At 71.1% G+C, this 18,542-nt stretch carries 24 protein-coding genes; 22 read left to right on the forward strand and 2 right to left on the reverse strand.

Going from position 1 to position 18,542, the window contains the following annotated elements:
• The first annotated feature begins 23 nt into the window (after positions 1-23).
• From P0084_RS14940 to P0084_RS14955, 4 genes are all read left to right on the forward strand, one after another.
• A complete protein-coding gene (locus tag P0084_RS14940) occupies positions 24-476 on the forward strand; it encodes a PRC-barrel domain-containing protein (RefSeq protein WP_308917672.1) in 453 nt (150 codons plus the stop codon).
• A gap of 84 nt (positions 477-560) precedes the next feature.
• Complete coding sequence (locus P0084_RS14945) at positions 561-1,001, forward strand: PRC-barrel domain-containing protein (RefSeq protein WP_308917673.1); 441 nt, start codon at positions 561-563, stop codon at positions 999-1,001.
• 81 nt (positions 1,002-1,082) lie between these two features.
• Positions 1,083-1,835, forward strand: coding sequence for a VPLPA-CTERM sorting domain-containing protein (locus tag P0084_RS14950; RefSeq protein ID WP_308917674.1), 753 nt, complete (start codon positions 1,083-1,085; stop codon positions 1,833-1,835).
• Positions 1,836-1,901: 66 nt separating this feature from the next.
• Positions 1,902-3,128 (forward strand): argininosuccinate synthase, encoded by a 1,227-nt coding sequence (locus P0084_RS14955; RefSeq protein ID WP_308917675.1) that lies wholly within the window; start codon positions 1,902-1,904, stop codon positions 3,126-3,128.
• A gap of 34 nt (positions 3,129-3,162) precedes the next feature.
• On the opposite strand, the gene P0084_RS14960 is transcribed toward P0084_RS14955, so the two are convergent.
• Complete coding sequence (locus P0084_RS14960) at positions 3,163-3,648, reverse strand: fasciclin domain-containing protein (protein ID WP_308917676.1); 486 nt, start codon at positions 3,646-3,648, stop codon at positions 3,163-3,165.
• Between the two features lie 309 nt (positions 3,649-3,957).
• Between P0084_RS14960 and P0084_RS14965 the strand changes: the two genes are divergently transcribed.
• From P0084_RS14965 to msrA, 4 genes are all read left to right on the forward strand, one after another.
• The gene (locus tag P0084_RS14965; protein ID WP_308917677.1) at positions 3,958-5,055 is read left to right on the forward strand and encodes a YjgN family protein; all 1,098 of its coding nucleotides are present in this window, start codon (positions 3,958-3,960) and stop codon (positions 5,053-5,055) included.
• Positions 5,039-6,070 (forward strand): M48 family metallopeptidase, encoded by a 1,032-nt coding sequence (locus P0084_RS14970; protein ID WP_308917678.1) that lies wholly within the window; start codon positions 5,039-5,041, stop codon positions 6,068-6,070. Before P0084_RS14965 ends, P0084_RS14970 begins: the two co-directional genes overlap by 17 nt.
• A 163-nt stretch (positions 6,071-6,233) precedes the next feature.
• On the forward strand, positions 6,234-7,250 hold the full coding sequence (locus tag P0084_RS14975) for an AbrB family transcriptional regulator (RefSeq protein ID WP_308917679.1): 1,017 nt from the start codon (positions 6,234-6,236) through the stop codon (positions 7,248-7,250).
• A gap of 46 nt (positions 7,251-7,296) precedes the next feature.
• Complete coding sequence (gene msrA / locus P0084_RS14980; protein ID WP_308917680.1) at positions 7,297-7,923, forward strand: peptide-methionine (S)-S-oxide reductase MsrA; 627 nt, start codon at positions 7,297-7,299, stop codon at positions 7,921-7,923.
• A gap of 28 nt (positions 7,924-7,951) precedes the next feature.
• Here msrA and P0084_RS14985 read toward each other — a convergent pair whose 3' ends face one another.
• Positions 7,952-8,839, reverse strand: a complete 888-nt coding sequence (locus P0084_RS14985) for a LysR family transcriptional regulator (protein ID WP_308917681.1) — start codon at positions 8,837-8,839, stop codon at positions 7,952-7,954.
• 201 nt (positions 8,840-9,040) lie between these two features.
• On the opposite strand from P0084_RS14985, the gene P0084_RS14990 reads away from it, so the two are divergent.
• The 14 genes from P0084_RS14990 (at position 9,041) to rpsP (ending at position 18,485) form a co-directional block, all read left to right on the forward strand.
• Positions 9,041-9,616, forward strand: coding sequence for an FMN-dependent NADH-azoreductase (locus P0084_RS14990; RefSeq protein WP_308917682.1), 576 nt, complete (start codon positions 9,041-9,043; stop codon positions 9,614-9,616).
• 103 nt (positions 9,617-9,719) lie between these two features.
• The gene (locus tag P0084_RS14995) at positions 9,720-10,385 is read left to right on the forward strand and encodes a VPLPA-CTERM sorting domain-containing protein (RefSeq protein WP_308917683.1); all 666 of its coding nucleotides are present in this window, start codon (positions 9,720-9,722) and stop codon (positions 10,383-10,385) included.
• Between the two features lie 272 nt (positions 10,386-10,657).
• Positions 10,658-11,140 (forward strand): hypothetical protein, encoded by a 483-nt coding sequence (locus P0084_RS15000; protein WP_308917684.1) that lies wholly within the window; start codon positions 10,658-10,660, stop codon positions 11,138-11,140.
• A 259-nt stretch (positions 11,141-11,399) separates the two neighbouring features.
• Entirely contained in the window at positions 11,400-12,887 is a 1,488-nt protein-coding gene (gene ffh, locus P0084_RS15005; protein ID WP_308917685.1) for a signal recognition particle protein, read from the forward strand.
• A 289-nt stretch (positions 12,888-13,176) separates the two neighbouring features.
• Positions 13,177-13,665, forward strand: a complete 489-nt coding sequence (locus P0084_RS15010; protein ID WP_308917686.1) for a GNAT family N-acetyltransferase — start codon at positions 13,177-13,179, stop codon at positions 13,663-13,665.
• The gene (locus P0084_RS15015) at positions 13,662-14,165 is read left to right on the forward strand and encodes a GNAT family N-acetyltransferase (RefSeq protein WP_308917687.1); all 504 of its coding nucleotides are present in this window, start codon (positions 13,662-13,664) and stop codon (positions 14,163-14,165) included. Before P0084_RS15010 ends, P0084_RS15015 begins: the two co-directional genes overlap by 4 nt.
• The gene (locus P0084_RS15020; protein ID WP_308917688.1) at positions 14,162-14,698 is read left to right on the forward strand and encodes a GNAT family N-acetyltransferase; all 537 of its coding nucleotides are present in this window, start codon (positions 14,162-14,164) and stop codon (positions 14,696-14,698) included. Before P0084_RS15015 ends, P0084_RS15020 begins: the two co-directional genes overlap by 4 nt.
• The gene (locus P0084_RS15025; RefSeq protein ID WP_308917689.1) at positions 14,695-15,243 is read left to right on the forward strand and encodes a GNAT family N-acetyltransferase; all 549 of its coding nucleotides are present in this window, start codon (positions 14,695-14,697) and stop codon (positions 15,241-15,243) included. The genes P0084_RS15020 and P0084_RS15025 overlap by 4 nt, the downstream gene beginning before the upstream one ends.
• A 4-nt stretch (positions 15,244-15,247) precedes the next feature.
• Positions 15,248-15,841, forward strand: a complete 594-nt coding sequence (locus P0084_RS15030; RefSeq protein ID WP_308917690.1) for a GNAT family N-acetyltransferase — start codon at positions 15,248-15,250, stop codon at positions 15,839-15,841.
• A complete protein-coding gene (locus P0084_RS15035) occupies positions 15,838-16,356 on the forward strand; it encodes a GNAT family N-acetyltransferase (protein ID WP_308917691.1) in 519 nt (172 codons plus the stop codon). The genes P0084_RS15030 and P0084_RS15035 overlap by 4 nt, the downstream gene beginning before the upstream one ends.
• Positions 16,353-16,865 (forward strand): GNAT family N-acetyltransferase, encoded by a 513-nt coding sequence (locus P0084_RS15040; RefSeq protein WP_308917692.1) that lies wholly within the window; start codon positions 16,353-16,355, stop codon positions 16,863-16,865. The genes P0084_RS15035 and P0084_RS15040 overlap by 4 nt, the downstream gene beginning before the upstream one ends.
• Before the next feature lie 11 nt (positions 16,866-16,876).
• Positions 16,877-17,479, forward strand: coding sequence for a GNAT family N-acetyltransferase (locus P0084_RS15045; protein ID WP_308917693.1), 603 nt, complete (start codon positions 16,877-16,879; stop codon positions 17,477-17,479).
• A 279-nt stretch (positions 17,480-17,758) separates the two neighbouring features.
• Positions 17,759-18,061: a chorismate mutase gene (locus P0084_RS15050; protein ID WP_308917694.1), complete on the forward strand. Its 303-nt coding sequence runs from the start codon at positions 17,759-17,761 to the stop codon at positions 18,059-18,061.
• Positions 18,062-18,071: 10 nt separating this feature from the next.
• Positions 18,072-18,485, forward strand: coding sequence for a 30S ribosomal protein S16 (rpsP, locus tag P0084_RS15055; RefSeq protein WP_308917695.1), 414 nt, complete (start codon positions 18,072-18,074; stop codon positions 18,483-18,485).
• The last annotated feature ends 57 nt before the right edge of the window (positions 18,486-18,542 follow it).

Genomic DNA, 18,542 nt, shown 5'->3' on the forward strand with positions numbered 1-18,542 from the left:
AGGCAACCCAGGAAGGAACGACCATGCCCCATCACGCGCTCCGCACCGCCACGCTGGCCCTGACGCTGTCGCTGCCCGCCGCCGCGCTGGCCGACGCGCATGCCGCGGATCCCTTCGCGCCCGTCGACCTGCAATACGGGGAAAGCTATCTGGCCACGACGCTGATCGGCACCCGCGTCCACGTCACGGAGGACACGCTCGATCCGCGCACCCCCTATCCCGCGGGCACGGTCGCGGAATGGGACGACATCGGCGAGATCGGCGACCTGATCGTCGGCGTGGACGGCAGCCTGCAGGCCGTGGTGATCGACGTGGGCGGCTTCCTGGGACTGGGCGAGAAGGAGGTCGCGGTCCAGTGGTCCAGCCTGGTCGGTGTGCGCGAGGACGACGACCCGCAGGAATACTTCCTGGGCATGAACGCCACGCAGGCGATGCTGGAAGCCGCGCCCGAACTGGAACGCACGCCCGTCGACTGACGCGACCGGGCGGGGCGGGCGGGGGCGAACCATCCCGCGCGCATCGGCGTTGGGGACGGCCCTATCCCCCCGAAAGGCCCCGCCATGCCAAGGCTCGCCCCCCTCGCCTGCGCCATTCTGCTGATCGCGCCGCCCGCGTTGGCGGACGGCGAGGCGACACCGTTTCCCGACGTGGATTTCGCCCATGGGCAGCAGTACCGCGCGTCCGATCTGATGGGCGTGCGCGTCCACGTCCCGCCGGCCCCCCTGGTCGATGCGGACGCCGTGACCGCCGAAGGCATCCGGACATGGGACGACATCGGCGAGATCGGGGACGTGATGATCGGCGCCGACGGCACGCTGACGGCGGTGGTCGTCGATGTCGGCGGCTTCCTCGGGCTGCGCGAGAAGGAGGTCGCCGTCGCCTGGTCCGCCCTGATTCCCGCCGCCGACGCCACGGACGGGGCGGACTTCGTCCTGGGCCTGAACGCCACCCTCGCGGACCTGGAGGCCGCGCCGGAGGTGACGGGACCGGACGGGGGGTAATCCCGACCGCATCGATGCCATTGATCGACGACGGTTACCGTGCGTTAATGTGAAAGCATTGCAACCGACGGAGATAGGCTCATGAAAACGTTCACTTTGGTCGCCACGCTCGCCACCGGGTTGCTGCCTGCCGCCGCGCATGCCGTGACCGGCAGCGCATCGGCTTTCGGCGAGGTCGTTTTCCTGAACGCGACCGGAGGCTTCGTTTCGGTCACGAAGCAGGAGACGTCGTTCGACGCGGACAACTTCTTCGGTGGCGACGCCGATGTCTCGACCTTCCGGATCGAAACCGATGCCGCCAATCCGGACCGGCTCGTAGGCGACCTCCGGATCGACGGACGGGCGGGCGAGATCCCACCGGACCGCGATTTCGATCCCCGCTTCGGCAGCGTCTCATCCTCCGCGAGCGTGGTCCAGACGTTGACGATCAGCCGCGACGACGTCGGCACAGATTCGATCGAGGCATTCTTTCGCGCGTCCTATTCCGTCGATGCGGTCTTGGCGGGCATCGGCTTGGGAACCACGCAGGGCATGGCGACGGCAGTCGCCACGCTGACCGGCCCGAGCGGGGATATCTTCTCGGACACGATCGAACTGAACCTGTCCGATCCCAACGGCAACGGTAAGTCCGATAGCGACATCCGCTTCAGCACGATCCTCGGCGTCGCCCCTCCGGGCGGCACGGTCGATGCGACGTTCACTCTGACGACGTCCGTCAGCCTGGACCTCGCTGCGGTCCAGACCGACGACACGCCCGTCATCCCCCTGCCCGCCGCGGGCTGGCTGCTGCTGGCCGGCCTGGGCGGCCTGGCCGCGATGCGCCGCCGCGCCTGACGCGGCCCCGCCTTGCGGGCCTCCGCCGGTTGTCCTAACGCGGCGGGCGACATGACGGAGGCCCCCATGGACGCGCCCAAGACGGTCGTGCTCGCCTATTCCGGCGGGCTCGACACCTCGATCATCCTGAAGTGGCTGCAAACAGAATACGACTGCGAGGTCGTGACCTTCACCGCCGATCTGGGCCAGGGCGAGGAGTTGGAGCCCGCGCGCCGGAAGGCCGAGATGATGGGCGCCAAGGCCGTCTACATCGAGGATCTGCGCGAGGAGTTCGTGCGCGACTTCGTGTTCCCGATGTTCCGCGCGAACGCGCTGTACGAAGGATTGTACCTGTTGGGCACGTCGATCGCGCGCCCCCTGATCTCGAAGCGGCTGGTCGAGATCGCGGCCGCCGAAGGCGCGGACGCCGTGGCGCACGGGGCCACGGGCAAGGGCAACGATCAGGTCCGGTTCGAGTTGGCCGCCTATGCGCTCGACCCCGACATCCGCGTGATCGCGCCCTGGCGGGAATGGGACCTGTCCAGCCGCACGAAGCTGATCGACTTCGCCGAGAAGAATCAGATCCCCATCGCCAAGGACAAGCGCGGGGAAGCGCCGTTCAGCGTGGACGCGAACCTCCTGCACACGTCGTCCGAAGGCAAGGTGCTGGAGGATCCGTCGCAGGAGGCGCCCGACTACGTCCTGCAGCGCATCACCCGCCCCGAGGACGCGCCCGACGAGGCGCGGATGGTCGAGGTGACGTTCGAGCGCGGCGACGCGACCGCCATCGACGGCGAGGCGATGTCCCCCGCCGCGATCCTGACGCGGCTGAACGAACTTGGCGCCACGCACGGCATCGGCATCCTGGATCTGGTCGAGAACCGCTTCGTCGGCATGAAGTCGCGCGGCATCTATGAGACGCCGGGCGGCACGATCCTTCTGGAAGCCCATCGGGGGATCGAGCAGATCACGCTCGATTCCGGCGCGGGCCACCTGAAGGACAGCATCATGCCCCGCTATGCGGAGCTGATCTATAACGGGTTCTGGTTCTCGCCGGAGCGCGAGATGCTGCAGGCCCTGATCGACAAGAGCCAGGAGCACGTAACTGGGACGGTGCGCCTGAAGCTCTACAAGGGCTCCGCCCGCGTGGTGGCGCGGTGGTCCGATCATAGCCTCTATTCCGAGGCCCACGTCACGTTCGAGGACGACGCCGGCGCCTACGACCAGGCGGACGCGAAGGGGTTCATCCACCTCAACGCCTTGCGCCTGAAGCTGGTGGCGAACCGCAACAAGCGCGTCGGGTCGGGGGGATGACGGCCCGGCCCGGATGGGGCCGCGCCATGCACGATCACATCGGCAGGAAGGCCGTGTCGATCACGTGGACGGTGATGTTGCCCAACGTCAGGTCGGGCGTCACGACGGTCGCCATCGCGTCTTCCGACGGGCCGACCGTGACGGTGTCGCCTTCGACCATGACCGTCAGCATGCCGCCGCCCAGCGTCTCGACCTGGGTCGAACCACCTTCGGACTCGGCCAGCTCGATCACGTCGGCCGCCATCAGGGTGCCGGTCACGGCGTAGCCCTGGATCACGCTCGCAAGGCGCTCGGTGTCGCCCAGCAACTCGTTCAGCGCGTCCTCCGGTACGCCCGAGACGGCGTCGTTCGTCGGCACGAAGACCGTGACGGGGCCACCCGAAACGAGCGTCTCCACCACGCCGGCGGTCTCGGCGGCGTCGACGGCGGTTCCGACTTCCTCGGGGATGTCCTGGGCAAAGGCGGGGCCTGCGAACGCCACGCCGATGGCGCAGGCGGCGGTCAGGATTTGCGTTCTCATATCGATCTCCATCTCGATTGACGACGTCACGGAGCAACCGGAAGCCGGTCCCCCCACGGCCGTTAACCAGTTAGGCGGTGGCGATTTTCCTTCCAGAAGAGTTCGCCGCCCTGCGACAACGCGGCCCGTTCCGGACCACCGGGATCATCTTCGATCCCTGTTTTCCTTGGCATGGCGGGCCTTCGGCCGGCGCGGGACGATCGGCCTATTCCCGCCGATCGCCTGCCGCCACGAAGATGTCGCGCTTGTGCCGCATGCGGACCGCTCGAAGGAAGCGTAAAGGTCCGGACGGGGGCCAGGAGGGTGACGATGGCGACAGACTACGTCGCGCGGGCGCGCGACAAGGCCGCGGCAGACGACAGGGGGGCCGTGGAGGCCGTCCGCTTCGACGGGACCGCGCGGGAATACTTCGGCATCTGGATCGTGAACCTGCTCCTGTCGGTCGTGACGCTGGGGATCTATTCGGCCTGGGCGAAGGTGCGCACCCAGACGTACATTCTTCGGAACACCTCCATCGGGGGGCGCCGCTTCGACTATCACGCCACGGGCGGGCAGATCCTGAAGGGGCGGCTGATCGTCGTCGGCGCGCTCGTCGCGATCTCGATCCTCACGGCCGCGGTGCCGCTGGCGATCCTGCTGTTCTACGTGGCGGCGATCTTCGTTTTCCCCTTGCTGATCGTCCGCGCGCTCAAGTTCAACGCGCGCAACACCAGCTGGTCCAACGTCCGCTTCGACTTCCAGGGCAGCTATGGCGGCGCGATGCGGGTGTATATCGGCATCCCGATCCTGGTCGCGCTGTCGCTCTACACGGCCTGGCCGTTCCTGACCCGGGCCCGTCAGCGCTTCTTCGTCGAGAACCACCGGCTGGGCGACCGGGCCTTCGCGTTCGAGAAGGGGATCGGCGGATACTACCTGGCGTTCCTGATCGCCGCGGGCATCGCGGTGATCGGCATGGTCGCGTTCACGATCCTCTTCGGCGGCGCCCTGACCGCCACGTTCGACCGCATGGCCGACGGGGGAACGGAGGAGCCGGTGATCGAGATCTTCGGCATCTACCTGGCGCTCTTCCTGATCGGCACGCCCGTCGCGATGGTGTACCGCGCGATGGCGCGCAACCTGATGTACGACGGCACGACCCTGCAGGACGGTCACCGCTTCGAATCCCGGGTCCGCCCGGCCCGGCTGGTCTGGATCGCGGTGTCGAACGCGGTGGCCGTCGTCCTGACCCTGGGGCTGGCCCTGCCCTGGGCGCGGATCCGCATGACGGCCTATCTGGCGCGTTGTACGACGGTCCACCCGAACGGCGCCTTCGACGACATCGCCGGCCGGATCGAGGAAGACAACCGCGCGATCGGCGACGCCTATTCCGACATCGAGGGGCTGGACATCGGTGGCGTCGGAATCTGACCTCCGCGCGCTGGACGGGCGGGCCTATCCGCCCGACCACGCGCACGAGACGCCGGCCCGCCTAATCCTGGACGGCGACGCCGTCCGGTTGGAGGACGCGGCCGGGACGGTGCTGCGGACGGCGCCCCGGACCGGGATCGTCCTGGAACCGGCCCTGGGCCGGACGGAGCGGACCATCCGCCTGCCCGACGGGACGCTGTTCCTGACCCGCGACCCCGGCCTGGCCCATGCCTTCGACGACGACGGGGGGCTCCTGCACCTGCTGGAATCGCTGCGCGGGCCGCGCCTGCTGGCCGTGGCCTTGGGCACGCTCGTGGCGACCGCGGTGCTCCTGCGGGTGGCGGTGCCCGTGCTCGTGACGCTGGCCGTCTGGCTGACCCCGCCCGCGCTGGTCCGCCAGCTGGACGCGGGATCGCTGCAGGCGATCGATGCGCTGATGATGGACGACACCCGGCTGCCGGCGGACGACCGCGCCTGGGTGTCGGCCCTCTTTGACGACCTGCGCGCGGCGGCCCCGCCCCCGCCGCGGGGCGCGCGCGACGTCCTGCTGTTCCGGGACATGGGGGGCACGCCCAACGCCTTCGCCCTGCCCGGCGGCACCGTCGTCGTGACCGACGGCCTGGTCGACGCGCTGCGCGACGACCCAGACGCCCTGGCGGGCGTCATCGCGCACGAGTTGGCCCATGTCCGCGAACGCCACGGCCTGCACGGGCTGTACCGGGCGCTGGGGATCTATGCGATGCTGTCGCTCCTGGTGGGCGATCCCGGACCGGTCCTCGACAGCCTCCTGCTCGAAGGGAACACCCTGCTGCAGCTGGCCGGCACCCGCGCCGCCGAGCGGGACGCGGATGCCGGCGCCGTGCCGATCCTGCGCGCCGCGGGCTACGATCCGGACGGCCTGGCGCGGTTCCTCGACGACATCGCGGACCGCTACGGCGACGGCGGCGGCTGGTGGTCCACCCACCCCGCCAGCAGCGAACGCGCCCGCGACCTGCGCGACGCCATCCGGCGCTAGGGTCCCGCGATCGCGGGACGGGGCCGGCCCGACACCCCCATCGGGGCGGCGCGACCGCACCGCCCGCCTTGACCCCGGCGCCCCCGCCCCGGACCATGCCGCCGAAGCCCCGTCGAAAGGCCGTCCCCTGCGCCGCATCGCCCCCATCGCGCTGACCTTCGCCGTGGGCGCCGCCGGAACGGCGGCCTTCGTCGCGCTGGCCCTGCCGCTGCCGTTCCTTCTGGGGCCCCTGTTCGGTTGCCTGCTGGCCGCCCTCGCGGGCCTGAAGCTGGGCGCCTGGGGCCCGCTGACCGACGCGATGCGCACGATCCTGGGCGTCGCGATCGGCGCGTCCTTCACGCCCGCGCTCCTGGAGCAGCTGCCGTCGATGGCGCTGTCGCTGACCCTGTCCGCGCTGTTCCTCGTGGCCGCGGGGGTGGCGGGCTATCCCTATCTCCGCCGGGTGTGCGGGTTCGATCCCGCCACGGCCTTCTACGCGGCGATGCCGGGCGGGCTGCAGGACATGCTGCTCTTCGGGCAGGAGGCCGGGGGCGACGCGCGCGCCCTGTCGCTCCTGCACGCCACGCGCGTCCTGCTGATCGTCAGCATCGTGCCCGCCATCCTGGCCACCGCCTATGCGATCGACCTGACGCAGGCGCCGGGCGCACCCGCCCGCGACGTGGCGCCCGCGCAACTGGCGATCATGGCCGCCGCGGGCCTGGCGGGGTGGCGCGTCGCCCGGCGCGCGGGCCTGTTCGGGGCGTCGATCCTGGGGCCCATGATCGTGACCGGCGCCCTGTCCCTGGGGGGCGTCGTCCAGCAGCGGCCCCCGGCGGAGGCGATCCAGGCCGCGCAGTTCTTCATCGGCATCGTGGTGGGCGTGAAGTACACCGGCATCACCGTGGCCGAGATGCGGAGGGTCCTGCTGGCGGGGCTGGGTCACGGCGCCATCCTGGCCGTCCTGGCCGCGATCTTCGCGGAGGCCGCGGTCCTCCTGGGCCTGGCCCGGCCGCTCGACGCGATCCTGGCCTTCTCGCCCGGCGGGCAAGCCGAGATGGCGGTCATGGCCATCGTCGCGGGCGCCGACGTGGCCTACGTGGTCGCGCACCACGTCCTGCGCATCGTGCTGGTCATCACCTGCGCGCCGCTGGTGTTCCGCTGGCTGCGGGGACCGCCGCCCGGGCCGCCCACGCCCCCGTGAACGATCGTCACTGGCGATCCGGCCCGCCGCGCACCATCTAGGGGGCATGGACACCAAACGCCTCCTCCCCGCCCTCGCCGCGGCGCTGCTGACAGCCGCCCCTGCCACGCACGCCGCCGAAGCGATCTTCGCGGGCGGCTGCTTCTGGTGCGTCGAAGCCGACTTCGAGAAGGTCCCCGGCGTCGGCGACGCCGTGTCGGGCTTCACGGGCGGCACGACGCCGGACCCGGTCTATCGCGACTCGGGCGACCACATTGAGGCCGTGCGCATCCCGTTCGACGAGGGGACCGTCGACTATGCGCAGCTGGTCCACATGTTCCTACGCTCCATCGACCCGCTCGACGCGGGCGGGCAGTTCTGCGACCGCGGGCGGGAATACACCACCGCGATCTTCGCCACGACGCCTGAACAGGCCAGCATCGCACGCGACGCGGTCGCCCGGGCGGAGGCCGATCTGGGCCGATCCATCGTGACCCCCGTGCTCGACGCCAGCCGCTTCTATCCCGTCGACGAGTATCATCAGGACTACTACAAGTCCGACGAGCGCATCGCGTTCTCGTCCGTAGGCCTCGCCGTGCCCAAGAGCGTGGCCTACGAACGTTACCGCGACCGCTGCGGACGCGACCAGCGCGTGCGCGCGGTCTGGGGCGACGCCGCGCCCTTCGCGGGCTAGGCCGGGCGGGACCCCGGCGGGGCGGCGGTCATGCCGCCGGCCAGCGCTGGGCCCAGTCCTTCAGGAAGGCGGTGATCGTCTGGACCTTCGCCGTGCGGTGCAGGTCCACGTGGGTCACGAGCCACAGTTGGCTGTTCCATTCGTCCCGCGGGCCGAACACCTGGACCACGTCGTCGTGCCCGTCCTCGACCCAGGTGGTCGAGAAGCCGATTCCCAGGCCCGCGTGGATCGCGGGGCGGGCCGACACGATCTGGTTGACGCGGAAGGTGATGTTCCGCGCCGGCACGTTCTCGTTCAGCCACCGGAAGAAGGGCGCGCGCGGCGCCTCCTCCGTGGAGCCGATGAAGTGGTGGTCGCCCACGTCCTCCAGCGAAAGGGGCATCCCGTGCGCTTCCACGTACCCGCGCGACGCGTAGAGCGCGAAGCCCTGGCGATAGAACTTCTGCACCACGTTGTCGGGCTGTTCGGGCGGCGCGCCCGCGCGGATCGCCAGATGCGCCTCGCCGTATTCCAGCCGCAGCACCCGCTCGTCCGTCAGGAACTTCATGCTGATCTCGGGATGCGCCTTCCGAAAGGCCGCCAGGGCGGGGGTCAGCAGCGGGGCCAGCACCGCAAGCGACGTCACGGTCAGCTCGCCCGTCACCTGGTCGCCGCGCCCCTTGATGCGGCTGGCCAGCTGGCTCAGCTGGTCGTCGGTGCGCTTGGCCACGCTCAGCAGGTCCTGACCGGCTTCCGTGGCCGTATAGCCGCGGGCGTGGCGCTGGAACAGCTTCGCGCCCAGCTTTCCTTCCAGCGAATCGATATGCCGGATGACGGTGGCGTGGTGGACGCCCAGCGCCTGCGCCGCGCCCGACACGGTGCCCAGCCGGGCGACCTGATAGGCCGTCCGCACTTCGTCCCAATCGTTGAAGGCCATCGCCGATCCCCAGGCTCATGACCCCCCGTTCCGGCCGCCCTGATAGACGGGTGGGCCGCGTCTTACAACGCCTGCGTGCGCGCACCGTGACGCAGCCACGCGCCGCACCAGCGCACAGGCCCCGTTCGACGGCGCGAGTGGTCCCCAGCCGGCGGATGGCTAGGTTCCGCTGCGACTACGAAGCAAACAGGAAACGACACAATGGCCATCCTACGCATCGACAGCTCCGCGAAGACGGAAGGATCCGTCTCGTCGCAACTGCTCGATCTGATCGAGGCGCGCCTGGACGGCGACGTCACCCGCCGCGATGTCGGCGACAACCCCCTGCCCGTCATCACCGGAACCTGGGTGTCGTCGAACTTCACCCCCGCCGAGAAGCGGACGGAGGACCAGAAGAAGGCTTTGGCGGAATCGGATGCCCTGATCGCGGAGATCCAGGCCGCCGACACCCTTCTGATCGCGCTGCCGGTCTATAACTTCACGGTGCCTGCTGCGTTGAAGGCGTGGATCGACCTCATCTGCCGGGCGGGCGTCACCTTCAAGTACACCGAGAACGGACCGATCGGCCTGCTCGAAGGCAAGCGCGCCGTCATCGCGATGGCCTCGGGCGGCACGGCGAAGGGCGGGCCGGTGGACTATGCGTCGCCGTACCTGTCGCACATCATGAACTTTATCGGCATCACCGACGTCCAGATCGTCGCCGCCGACGGGCAGAGCCAGGACGCCGACGCCGCCATGGCCCGCGCGAAGGAACAGATCGAAGCCTTGGCCCTGTGAGGTCCGGCGAGGTCCGCGCCCCCCCGGATGCGAGGGGCGCGGACCCGATTGACCCGTCGTCGATCGTGGTTGACCCTACGCTGCGTCAACGAAAGGGTTTCCCATGGTCAGATCGTTCCTCGCCGTCTCGGTGCTCGCCGTCCTGCCGATCGCCGCGCAGGCCGACATCGTCCGCTCGTTCGATGTCGTCGTCACCGGCAGCCCCCAGGCCGCGCCCGGCAATGCCGTGTTTCCGCCGGTCGGCGCTACGGGCTCCGTCGGGTTCTCGCTCGCCAATCCGTTCGATCCATCCGCGCCTTTGCCGGACGATTATCCGCTCGATCCCGTCCCCACGAACTTCCTGTCCTTCGGTATCGGATTGGGGCCCGCCGTGACCTCCGGTACGTTCTCGCCCGATCCGTTCGGATCCAGCGGCGGGTTCGGTCTGTCCGGGACGGGGTTGTCCCTATCGGGCTTCGGTTTCGCGGACCTGCTCGATCCCGGAACGGTCCTGACCTTCCCTGGCGATCAGTTCGGCGGCTTCCGGATCGAGTTCGGCCAGCCGCAGGCATCCAGGCCCGCCACCCTGGGCGCCCTGCGCGATGCGATCGATTCGACGGGAACCACCATCTCGTTGGGCAGCATCGCCTTCCAGGACGGCGACACGGGCGACTTCTACGACGTCTCCTTCGCCTCCCCCGCCTCGGTGGTGATACCGCTGCCCGCGGCGTCATGGCTGCTGCTGGCGGGCCTGGGGGCGTTGGCCGCCGGCGCCCGCCGGCGCGGCTGAGCCGGTCACGCGCCGGGGCGCGCTTCGGCGCGGCGGGACGTCGCGCCGCCCTCCCGGAGCCTCGCATCGCCCCTGCCGCGCGGCATGCCGCGACGCGCGGAAGGGGCATCGCCGCTCGCTTCGTTCGACAGGTCGGGGCCGCATCGCCGACGGCCCCCACCCGACGTCACGCGATGGACCGCGATTTTTACCCACGCGCACGGAACGCCGCCGCCCCCGTCCCGCGTTGGTCCCCCGATCCGCACGGACACCCCCGTCACAGGAACGATGCCATGCCCCACTCGCCGTTCGACCAGACCCGTCACGCCACCGCCGCCGCCCTCCTGCCCGCCGCGCTGATGGCCGAGACGTCCGCGCGCCTCGCCTCCGTCGCCGCGAGCAACGCGAAGGCCGCCCTCGACGTCTGGACCGCCTGGACCACGCCGATGGCCCCGACCCCCGCCCAGACGCGGCCCCCCGTCGAGCCGCCCGCACCCGACGCGGCGTCCGAGGCCGGGGGGGACCCTGCCATGACCGATGCCGGTCCCACCGTCGCGGACGACGACCCCGTCGCGACGGACGCGGACCTGGCCGACCTGCGCGCGATCGACGGCACGCTGACCGCCGCCGACGCCATCGCCGCGCCCGCGGAACCCGCCCCCGACATCCACGCGGCCTTCGCCGACGCCGGGGCCGACGTGGCCGAGCAGGCCACCGGCCAGGCGCCGCGATCGCTGGACCAGATGTTGCCCGCCAACGAACACCCCGCCGAATGAGCGCGGGGCAAGGCGGGCACGACGCCGCCGGGGGCGGGTTCCCCACCTCCCCGCCCCCGGTCCGGCCCCTTTCCTTGACAGCACCCTCCCGCGCGCCGTAAGGCCGCGCCCGACACCCCGGAAGCCCCGCGCTTTCCGGTCCCAGGCCCCATGCCGGGATCGCCCTCCGCCAGCGCGTCGCGCCCGCGGGGGCCGCTTCGGTTTGGGGCAGGCGACGTCGACCCCCATATCGGGGCCACCGAAGGAAAGGATGCGACCCATGTTCGAGACCCTCTCCGACCGTCTCGGCGGCGTCTTCGACCGCCTGACCAAGCAGGGCGCGCTGTCCGAGGACGACGTCCGGACGGCCATGCGCGAGGTCCGGGTGGCGCTTCTGGAAGCCGACGTCTCGCTGCCCGTGGCCCGCGACTTCGTGAAGAAGGTCACCGCGAAGGCCACCGGCGCCGCCGTCACCAAGTCGATCACGCCGGGCCAGCAGGTCGTCAAGATCGTCCACGACGAGTTGCAGGCGATCCTGACCGGCGACGACGACCCGGGCCGCCTGAAGATCGACAATCCCCCCGCCCCCATCCTGATGGTCGGCCTGCAAGGGGGCGGCAAGACGACGACGACCGCCAAGATCGCGAAGCGCCTGAAGGACCGCGACGGCAAGAAGGTCCTGATGGCCTCGCTCGACGTGAACCGCCCCGCGGCGATGGAGCAGCTCGCCATCCTGGGCACCCAGATCGGCGTGGACACGCTGCCCATCGTGATGGGCCAGCGCCCCGTCGACATCGCCAAGCGCGCCAAGCAGCAGGCCGCCCTGGGCGGCTACGACGTCCTGTTCCTGGACACCGCCGGGCGCCTTCAGATCGACCAAACGCTGATGGACGAGGTGGAGCAGGTCCGCGACGTGGCCCAGCCGCGCGAAACGCTGCTCGTGGTCGACGGCCTGACCGGCCAGGTCGCCGTGGAGGTCGCGCAGGAGTTCGACGCCCGCGTGGGCGTTTCCGGCGTCGTGCTGACCCGCATGGACGGCGACGGCCGCGGCGGCGCGGCCCTGTCCATGCGCGCCGTGACCGGCAAGCCCATCCGCTTCGTGGGCCTGGGCGAGAAGATGGACGCCCTGGAGGAGTTCGACCCCAGCCGCATCGCGGGCCGCATCCTGGGCATGGGCGACATCGTGGCCCTGGTCGAGAAGGCCCAGGCGACCTTGGAGGTCGAGGCCCAGGAACGCATGATGAAGCGGTTCGGCAAGGGTCTGTTCAATATGAACGACCTGAAGGGCCAGCTGCAGCAGATGCAGAAGATGGGCGGCATGGAAGGCATGATGTCCATGATGCCCGGCATGGGAAAGATGCGGAAGGCGATGGACGGGTCGGGCATCGACGACCGCATCCTGGCCCGCCAGATCGCCCTGATCGATTCCATGACGAAGAAGGAGCGTGCGAACCCCGCGATCCTGCAGGCCAGCCGCAAGAAGCGCATCGCCGCCGGCGCGGGCCTCTCCGTGCAGGAGCTGAACCAGCTCGTGAAGATGCAGCGCCAGATGGGCGACATGATGAAGAAGATGGGCAAGGGCGGGATGCTCAAGAAGGCCATGGCCATGATGGGCGGCAAGGGCGCCGCCGGCATGGACCCGTCCCAGATGGACCCCGCCCAGTTGGAGGCCGCGGCCCGCCAGATGGGCAGCCTGAAGATGCCCGGCCTGGGCGGCCCCGGCGGCGTCACCCTGCCCGCGGGCTTCGGGGGGATGAAGAAGAAGTGACGTATGCCATAGGCATACGCAGCCCGGGCCCGACCCGGGGCCTCCCGCCACTCGGTACGACGTTGCCGCCGAAGCGTGACGCAATGATTAGAGGCAATGGCCCGGTGCGCGTGCCGCAGGCACGCAGGGCCAGCGCCGGACCGTCCCGCGGTCTGGCGCTTCTGCGACGTTGCACACCCGCACAGGGGTTCGGATGCACGCGGCGCCATAAACGATCAAGCCACAACCGTTTCGGCGCCATCCCCCGGTCCGCCGCTGGCCCTGCTCAGCGCATTGGGGGCCCATCCGCATGATCCCCACCCTCACCACCCCCCGCCTGACGCTCCGCGCCCAGACCATGGCCGACTGGCCCTCCTACCGCGACTTCTACCGCGAGCAAGCCGCGGCCGACGGCGAAGACTTCGACCCCCGCCGCGCCTGGACCCTGTTCGCAAGCGACATCGGCCATTGGGCCCTGCACGGCTTCGGCTGGCTCATCCTCGACGACGGCACCGGCGCGGTCGGCGCCTGCGGCATCCACCACCCGCCCCAACACGCGGACGTGGAGATCGGGTGGAACACCTTCGCCGCAGCCCGCGGCAAGGGCTACGCCCCCGAAGCCGCGACTCGCGTGCTGGAATGGGGCCGCGGCCTGATCGGCGGCGACACCAGGCTGGTCAGCTACATCACCCGGGGCAACGCCGCCTCCGAAGCCGTGGCCCGCAAGATCGGCGCGGCCGATACCGGCACCGCGTCCGACCACAGCGCGACCTGCAACGTGTGGGAGCATCTGTCGTGATCCCCACCCTCGCCACCACCCGCCTGACCCTGCGCGCGCCCGCCCTGGCCGATTTCGACGGCTATGCCCGCTTCTACCTGTCGGACGCGGCGCGCACGCTCGACACGCCCGCCGACCGGCGCGCGGCCTGGCGCTACTTCACGGCCATCGCGGGCCACTGGATCCTCCGCGATTTCGGCTGGTGGATGGTGGACGACGGCACGGGGGCCGTGGGCTTCTGCGGCGTCCACTATCCGCCCACCCACCCCGAACCCGAACTGGGCTGGGTGATCTATCCCTCGGCCCAGCGCCGGGGCTATGCACTGGAGGCCGCCACCGCCGCCCGCGCCTGGTGGCACGAACGGGGCAATCGCCGCCTGTCCAGCAACATCGCCTTCGGCAACGACGCGTCCATCGCACTGGCCCGCCGCATGGGCTGCACCACCGACGGCGCGCCGCTCGCCCACTACCCCAAGGGCAGCGCATGGATTCACCCCGCCCCGGCGGAGGTCGCGGCATGATCGACCTTGCCGACCACATGCCGACGCTTACGACGGACCGCCTGACCCTGCGCGCACCCCGCCCCGCGGACTTCGACGCCTATGCCAACTTCGCTGCCAGCGACCGCGCAACCGGCGTCGGCGGCCCCCACCCCCGATGGCAGGCCTGGCGCAGCTTCGCGCAACTCTGGGGCCACTTCGCCCTGCGCGGCTACACCCGCTTCACCGTCACCCGCACGGGCGCGGACGACGAGCCCCTGGGACTGATCGGACCCTATCACCCGGTCGAATGGCCCGAAGCCGAACTCGCCTGGTCCGTCTATGCCCCCGCCGAAGGCCAAGGCATCGCGTTCGAGGCCGCGATCGCCGTCCGCCGCCACGTCTACGACGATCTGGGCTGGCCCACCGCCATCAGCGTATGCGAGGCCGACAACCCCCGCACCGTCGCCCTGGCGAAGCGTCTGGGCTGCACGCCCGACGGCACGTTCGACCACCCCGGCTACGGAACCATGCCCATCTGGCGCCACCCCGCCCCCGCGGAGGTCGCGGCATGACCGCCCACGCATTCACGTCGACCACCCCGGTCCCCATCGGCCGCTTCGGTCCGCCCCGCGCGGCGCCCGTCATCACGACCGACCGCCTGCGGCTCGACGGCCTGACCCGCGACGACTGGCCCGCCTACCACGACCTGATGACGGGCCCCCGGGCGAAGCACATGGGCGGTCCGCTGGACCTGCCGGAAGCCTGGGGTTGGTTCTGCTCCGACCATGCGGGCTGGTCGTTGGGCGGCGCGGGATCGCTCGCCATCCGCCACGGCGACGACACCGTGGGCGAGGTGTCGTTGAACGACCTGCCCTACTTCCCCGAACCCGAACTAGGCTGGATGGTCTATGACGGCCACGAAGGGCAGGGCTACGCCACCGAAGCGGCCCGCGCCGTGCTGGATTGGTTAGCCGCGAACCACCGTCCCCCGACGCTGGTCAGCTACACCGACCCGGACAACGCGGCGTCCATCGCCGTGGCGCGCCGCCTGGGCGCGACCCTGGACGCCGGCGCCCCCACCCCCGAGGACGGCGACCTGTGTTGGAGGCATTGGTGACGACATGACCCATCCCCGCGACATCCCCGTCACGGCGCCCGCCGCGACCCTGGCCGCCACCCTGTCGCGTGGCATCCCCGTGCTGGAAACGGCGCGCACCCGCCTGCGCGCGCCGCATCTGACCGACTTCGACACGCTCCACGCCATCATGTCGTCGTCGCGCGGGATCCATGCGGGCGGCCCCAACGGCCCGGCGGACACCTGGCACGACTTCGCGGGCGCCACCGCCACCTGGCTCCTGCGCGGCCACGGCCTGTGGACCGTCGAGACCACGGACGGCCAGGTCGCGGGCTTCGTCCAGATCTCGACCGAACCCGACGACCTGGAGCACGAGCTGGGCTTCCTGTTCACCGCCGCCCACGAAGGGCAGGGCCTGGCGGAGGAAGCCGCCACCGCCGCGCGCCACTGGGCCTGGTCCACCCTGCGCCTGCCGTCGCTCGTCAGCTACGTCGCGGTGGGCAACGACCGCGCCGAGCGCCTGATGCACCGCATGGGCGCGGATGCCGACGGCCTGATGCACGACGACCGCGTGACCGTGTGGCGTCACCTCCCGCCCGCGCCGGAGGAGGACGAGGGTTCCCAACGGAGCGCCGCATGACGTCCCCGCTGCCCCCGACCCTGACGACCGACCGTCTGACCCTGCGCCCGTTCCAGGCGCGGGACATGGCGCCCTACGTCGCCTACTACACCGGGCCGCGGACCACCGGCGTGGGCGGACCCAGGCCGCCCCGGGTGGCCGCGGAACGGTTCCTGGCGATGGCGGGGCAATGGGCCGTCCGCGGGTTCGGACGCTATGCCATCGCGCAGGACGGTCCCGCCTTCGGCCATGTCGGCATGATGCAGGTGGCCGAAGCCGACCCGGTCGAGATGACGTGGACCCTGTGGGACGCCGCCTGCGAAGGCCACGGCTACGCCACCGAAGCGGCGCGCGCCGTGCTGGCCGCGTGGCGCGGCGGGCCGCTGGTGGTCCGCGTCGACCGCGACAACGCCGCGTCGCTGCGCGTCGCCGCCCGCCTTGGCCTGGCGGAGGACGGGGACGCCGCCCCGCCGGCGTCGATGCCCGGCGCCCGCACGTTCCGCTGGGCCCCGTCGCCCCTGGGGGCCACCGCATGACGCCCCCCGTCCTGACCACCGACCGCCTGGTCCTGCGCCCCCTGTCCGCGGACGACTTCGAGGCTTTGGCCGCGTTCTACGCCTCCGACCGGTCGCGGCATGTCGGCGGTCCGAAGGACCGCGCCGACACGTGGCGTCAGCTGGCCGCCGAGATCGGGCACTGGACGCTGCGGGGCTATGGCCGCTGGGGCGTCGACGTCGCGGCGACCGGCGCCTGCGTCGGCATCGTCGGCTGCTGGAACCCCGAAGGGTGGCCGGAGCCCGAGCTGGGCTGGGACCTGTTCGACGGCCACGAGGGCCGGGGCTACGCTACGGAGGCCGCGGCCGCGGCGCGGCGCTGGGCTTACGATGCCGCGGGCTGGCGCACGGCGATCAGCCTCGTTTCGCACGGCAACGGCGCCTCCGCCCGCGTGGCCGCCCGGTTGGGCTGCCTGCACGAGGCCGACGTCGAGGGCCGCTTCGGCGGGGCCCAGATCTGGCGCCACCCCGGCCCCGCGGCCGTTCTGTAGGGGGCCACCGCATGGGACACCGCGACATCCCCGTGATCCGGACGCGCCGCCTGGTCCTGCGCGCCCCGGAGCCGTCGGACTATCCCGACTTCAAGGCGACGTTCACGTCCTATCGCTCCCGCTTCATGGGGGGGCCGTTGAACCCCTACGAGGCTTGGATGCTCTACGCCGCGGAGATCGGCCATTGGGAGATCCGGGGCTTCGGCATGTGGATGATCCACGCCGCCGACGACGACCGCACCTTGGGCATGGCGGGCGGCTGGCAGCCCGCGGGCTGGCCGGAACGCGAACTGGCCTGGATCGTCTTTCCCGGCGCGTCGGGCCAGGGCTACGCGTTGGAGGCGGTCCACGCGGTGCGCGGGCATCTATACCGCACGGGCTGGGACGGGGCGGTGTCCTACGTCGATCCGAAGAACTACGAATCCCGTCTCCTGTGCGACCGCCTGGGCGCGGTGCTCGATCCCGACGCGCCGTCGGTGGACGGCAGCGACGCCTGCTATCGCCACCCGTCCCCCGCGGCCCTCGCCGACACCCGGCTCGCCTGGGCCATCGACCGCGAAATCGCGCACCACGCCGACCCCGCCCTCCAGCCGGAAGGAGCGCCCGTTGACTGACCCCGCCCGAATCCGACCCTTCCGCCGCCCGTCCGGATCGCGGGCGACGGACCGGTCCCGCGCGGACGGCCCGATCCCGGCGATCGGACCGGGGCCCGCGGCGCGGCCCGCCCGGGCGGACCGTTGGACACCGCGCCCCGATCGGGACGGTTCCGGTTCACCGGCCGCCGGTCCGGACGGTGCCTTTGCGTATGTACGGGGGGTGTACGGGGGGTGTACGGGGGGTGCATCGGCATTTCCGCACGATCCGGCGCCGTTGCGCGGTGGGACGGTGCGCCCATGACCGATACGGACACGACCCGCGCGGCCGCCATCCTGGCGGACCATCGCGCCTCCATCGACCGCCTCGACGCGGTCCTGATCTATACGCTGGCCGAACGCTTCGCCCACACGCAGGCCGTGGGAAAGCTCAAGGCCGACAACGACTTGCCCCCCTCCGACCCGGAGCGGGAGGGCGCGCAGATCGCCAGGCTGGAGGGCCTGGCGCGGGAGGCGGGGCTCGACCCCGCCTTCGCCAAGAAGTTCCTCGGCTTCGTTATCGAGGAAGTCATCCGTCACCACAAGCAACACGCTGACAAGTAAGGACTTTATCATGGCCATGAAGATCAGGCTCGCCCGCGGCGGCTCCAAGAAGCGCCCCTTCTATCGCATCGTCGCCGCCGACGGCCGCAACCCCCGCGACGGCCGCTTCCTCGAGAAGCTGGGCACCTACAACCCCTTGCTGCCGAAGGATTCCGAGGACCGCGTCAAGATGGATCTGGAACGGATCCAGCACTGGCTCGACCAGGGCGCGCAGCCCACGGACCGCATCGCGCGGATGCTCGAAGCCGCCGGCGTGACGCCCCGGTCCGAGCGCTCGAACCCCAAGAAGGGCACGCCGGGCAAGAAGGCCCAGGAGCGCGCGAAGGAGCGCGAGGAGAAGGCCGCCGCCGCCAGGGAAGCCGCCGAAGCGCCCGCCGAAGCCCCAGCCGAGGACGCCGCCCCCGCCGAGGAAAAGGCGGAGTGACCGCGGCGCACGCTTGACCGCGTGCCCGCTCCGCCCGACATCCGGGGCCGTCGCGGA

Source organism: Jannaschia maritima (assembly GCF_030973515.1).
Taxonomy (GTDB): Bacteria; Pseudomonadota; Alphaproteobacteria; order Rhodobacterales; family Rhodobacteraceae; genus Jannaschia; species Jannaschia maritima.

Coding starts and splice junctions, on each gene's coding strand:
- rpsP (WP_308917695.1), top strand. CDS start 18,072: ATGGCCATGAAGATCAGGCTCGCCCGCGGCGGCTCCAAGAAGCGCCCC.
- msrA (WP_308917680.1), top strand. CDS start 7,297: ATGGACACCAAACGCCTCCTCCCCGCCCTCGCCGCGGCGCTGCTGACA.
- P0084_RS15040 (WP_308917692.1), top strand. CDS start 16,353: ATGACGCCCCCCGTCCTGACCACCGACCGCCTGGTCCTGCGCCCCCTG.
- P0084_RS15000 (WP_308917684.1), top strand. CDS start 10,658: ATGCCCCACTCGCCGTTCGACCAGACCCGTCACGCCACCGCCGCCGCC.
- P0084_RS15045 (WP_308917693.1), top strand. CDS start 16,877: ATGGGACACCGCGACATCCCCGTGATCCGGACGCGCCGCCTGGTCCTG.
- P0084_RS15020 (WP_308917688.1), top strand. CDS start 14,162: ATGATCGACCTTGCCGACCACATGCCGACGCTTACGACGGACCGCCTG.
- P0084_RS14960 (WP_308917676.1), bottom strand. CDS start 3,648: ATGAGAACGCAAATCCTGACCGCCGCCTGCGCCATCGGCGTGGCGTTC.
- P0084_RS14985 (WP_308917681.1), bottom strand. CDS start 8,839: ATGGCCTTCAACGATTGGGACGAAGTGCGGACGGCCTATCAGGTCGCC.
- P0084_RS14990 (WP_308917682.1), top strand. CDS start 9,041: ATGGCCATCCTACGCATCGACAGCTCCGCGAAGACGGAAGGATCCGTC.
- P0084_RS14995 (WP_308917683.1), top strand. CDS start 9,720: ATGGTCAGATCGTTCCTCGCCGTCTCGGTGCTCGCCGTCCTGCCGATC.
- P0084_RS14955 (WP_308917675.1), top strand. CDS start 1,902: ATGGACGCGCCCAAGACGGTCGTGCTCGCCTATTCCGGCGGGCTCGAC.
- P0084_RS15010 (WP_308917686.1), top strand. CDS start 13,177: ATGATCCCCACCCTCACCACCCCCCGCCTGACGCTCCGCGCCCAGACC.
- P0084_RS14965 (WP_308917677.1), top strand. CDS start 3,958: ATGGCGACAGACTACGTCGCGCGGGCGCGCGACAAGGCCGCGGCAGAC.
- ffh (WP_308917685.1), top strand. CDS start 11,400: ATGTTCGAGACCCTCTCCGACCGTCTCGGCGGCGTCTTCGACCGCCTG.
- P0084_RS14940 (WP_308917672.1), top strand. CDS start 24: ATGCCCCATCACGCGCTCCGCACCGCCACGCTGGCCCTGACGCTGTCG.
- P0084_RS15025 (WP_308917689.1), top strand. CDS start 14,695: ATGACCGCCCACGCATTCACGTCGACCACCCCGGTCCCCATCGGCCGC.
- P0084_RS14945 (WP_308917673.1), top strand. CDS start 561: ATGCCAAGGCTCGCCCCCCTCGCCTGCGCCATTCTGCTGATCGCGCCG.
- P0084_RS15030 (WP_308917690.1), top strand. CDS start 15,248: ATGACCCATCCCCGCGACATCCCCGTCACGGCGCCCGCCGCGACCCTG.
- P0084_RS15050 (WP_308917694.1), top strand. CDS start 17,759: ATGACCGATACGGACACGACCCGCGCGGCCGCCATCCTGGCGGACCAT.
- P0084_RS14950 (WP_308917674.1), top strand. CDS start 1,083: ATGAAAACGTTCACTTTGGTCGCCACGCTCGCCACCGGGTTGCTGCCT.
- P0084_RS15035 (WP_308917691.1), top strand. CDS start 15,838: ATGACGTCCCCGCTGCCCCCGACCCTGACGACCGACCGTCTGACCCTG.